The organism is Stenotrophomonas sp. LMG 10879, assembly GCF_002750935.1.
Taxonomy (GTDB): Bacteria; Pseudomonadota; Gammaproteobacteria; order Xanthomonadales; family Xanthomonadaceae; genus Stenotrophomonas; species Stenotrophomonas lactitubi_B.
The window spans coordinates 2,501-5,443 of the sequence record NZ_PEJT01000021.1 but is presented as its reverse complement, the minus strand read 5'-3'; the positions used below and the strand labels follow the sequence as shown (position 1 = coordinate 5,443).

At 53.9% G+C, this 2,943-nt stretch carries 2 rRNA genes (1 of these 2 running past the window's edge); both read right to left on the bottom strand.

Annotation, left to right across the window (positions count from 1 at the left end):
- Positions 1-4: 4 nt before the first annotated feature.
- A 5S ribosomal RNA gene (gene rrf, locus CR919_RS20905) occupies positions 5-119 on the bottom strand.
- Between the two features lie 170 nt (positions 120-289).
- A 23S ribosomal RNA gene (locus tag CR919_RS20900) occupies positions 290-2,943 on the bottom strand (it continues 227 nt past the right edge of the window).

Sequence of the window (2,943 nt, the reverse complement as noted above, 5' to 3'; positions counted from 1 at the left end):
TAAACCCTGGCGATGACCTACTCTCGCATGGCTTAGGCCACACTACCATCGGCGCAGCTACGTTTCACTTCCGAGTTCGGGATGGGATCGGGTGGTTCCATAGCGCTAATTTCACCAGGGAGGCGGTTGGAGTGTCGCTTCGGACGTCGTGTCTTTGCAGGGGGCGGGCATGGTGATGCCTGCGTTGCAAAGAGACGCGCCTGAGCGCCTGCCTCTCGTTTGGTCTTGTGACGTAGCGTGCACTTGGATCTATCGACATGTCATGTCGGCCAAGGCAACTTGAGGTTATATGGTCAAGCCTCTCGGATCATTAGTATCAGTTAGCTCAATACATTGCTGTACTTACACACCTGACCTATCAACCACGTAGTCTACATGGTTCCTTCAGGGGGCTTGTGCCCCGGGAGATCTCATCTTGAGGCGCGCTTCCCGCTTAGATGCTTTCAGCGGTTATCGCTTCCGAACATAGCTACCCGGCAATGCCACTGGCGTGACAACCGGAACACCAGAGGTTCGTCCACTCCGGTCCTCTCGTACTAGGAGCAGCCCCTCTCAAATCTCCAACGCCCATGGCAGATAGGGACCGAACTGTCTCACGACGTTCTGAACCCAGCTCGCGTACCACTTTAAATGGCGAACAGCCATACCCTTGGGACCGACTACAGCCCCAGGATGTGATGAGCCGACATCGAGGTGCCAAACACCGCCGTCGATATGAACTCTTGGGCGGTATCAGCCTGTTATCCCCGGAGTACCTTTTATCCGTTGAGCGATGGCCCTTCCATACAGAACCACCGGATCACTAAGTCCTAGTTTCCTACCTGCTTGATCCGTCGATCTTGCAGTCAAGCACGCTTATGCCTTTGCACACAGTGCGCGATGTCCGACCGCGCTGAGCGTACCTTCGAGCTCCTCCGTTACTCTTTAGGAGGAGACCGCCCCAGTCAAACTACCCACCATACACGGTCCCCGATCCAGATAATGGACCCAGGTTAGAACGTCAAGCACGACAGGGTGGTATTTCAAGGATGGCTCCACTGCAGCTAGCGCCACAGTTTCATAGCCTCCCACCTATCCTACACAGACGAACTCAACGTTCAGTGTAAAGCTATAGTAAAGGTTCACGGGGTCTTTCCGTCTTGCCACGGGAACGCTGCATCTTCACAGCGATTTCAATTTCACTGAGTCTCGGGTGGAGACAGCGCCGCTGTCGTTACGCCATTCGTGCAGGTCGGAACTTACCCGACAAGGAATTTCGCTACCTTAGGACCGTTATAGTTACGGCCGCCGTTTACTGGGGCTTCGATCAAGAGCTTCGCCTTGCGGCTGACCCCATCAATTAACCTTCCAGCACCGGGCAGGCGTCACACCCTATACGTCCACTTTCGTGTTTGCAGAGTGCTGTGTTTTTGATAAACAGTCGCAGCGGCCTGGTTACTGCGACCCTCTTCAGCTATAGCTCGCACGAGCCACCAAAAAGGGTGCACCTTCTCCCGAAGTTACGGTGCCATGTTGCCTAGTTCCTTCACCCGAGTTCTCTCAAGCGCCTGAGAATTCTCATCCTACCCACCTGTGTCGGTTTACGGTACGGTCTGCGTAAGCTGAAGCTTAGGAGCTTTTCCTGGAAGCGTGGTATCAGCAACTTCGCCATAAAGGCTCGTCTCGGTGCTCGGTCTTGAAGGATCCCGGATTTGCCAAAGATCCAAACCTACCGCCTTTCCCCGGGACAACCAACGCCCGGTATGCCTAACCTTCTCCGTCCCTCCATCGCACTTACGCGAGGTGCAGGAATATTAACCTGCTTCCCATCGACTACGACTTTCGTCCTCGCCTTAGGGGCCGACTCACCCTGCGCCGATTAACGTTGCGCAAGGAAACCTTGGGCTTTCGGCGTGCGGGTTTTTCACCCGCATTATCGTTACTCATGTCAGCATTCGCACTTCCGATACCTCCAGCAGACTTCTCAATCCACCTTCAACGGCTTACGGAACGCTCCTCTACCGCGTACATATAAATATGCACACCCCAAGCTTCGGTTCTGTGCTTAGCCCCGTTAAATCTTCCCCGCAGACCGACTCGACCAGTGAGCTATTACGCTTTCTTTAAAGGGTGGCTGCTTCTAAGCCAACCTCCTGGCTGTCTGTGCCTTTCCACATGGTTTTCCACTTAGCACAAAATTTGGGACCTTAGCTGTGGGTCTGGGTTGTTTCCCTTTTCACGACGGACGTTAGCACCCGCCGTGTGTCTCCCATACAGTCCGTCTCGGTATTCGGAGTTTGCAATGGTTTGGTAAGTCGCGATGACCCCCTAGCCATAACAGTGCTCTACCCCCGAGAGGATACATATGAGGCGCTACCTAAATAGCTTTCGAGGAGAACCAGCTATCTCCGGGTTCGATTAGCTTTTCACTCCTAATCACAGCTCATCCCCGTCTTTTGCAACAGACGTGGGTTCGGGCCTCCAGTACCTGTTACGGCACCTTCACCCTGGCCATGACTAGATCACCCGGTTTCGGGTCTACTGCCCGCGACTATGCGCCCTTATCAGACTCGGTTTCCCTTCGCCTCCCCTATACGGTTAAGCTTGCCACGAACAGTAAGTCGCTGACCCATTATACAAAAGGTACGCAGTCACCCCTTGCGAGGCTCCTACTGCTTGTACGCACACGGTTTCAGGATCTATTTCACTCCCCTCTCCGGGGTTCTTTTCGCCTTTCCCTCACGGTACTGGTTCACTATCGGTCGGTCAGTAGTATTTAGCCTTGGAGGATGGTCCCCCCATGTTCAGACAGGGTTTCACGTGCCCCGCCCTACTCGTCTTCACTGAAATGGCCCTTTCAGATACAGGGCTATCACCTTCTATGGCTGCTCTTTCCAGAGCATTTTCCTAGAACCAAATCAGCTTAAGGGCTAGTCCGCGTTCGCTCGTCGCTACTTACGGAAT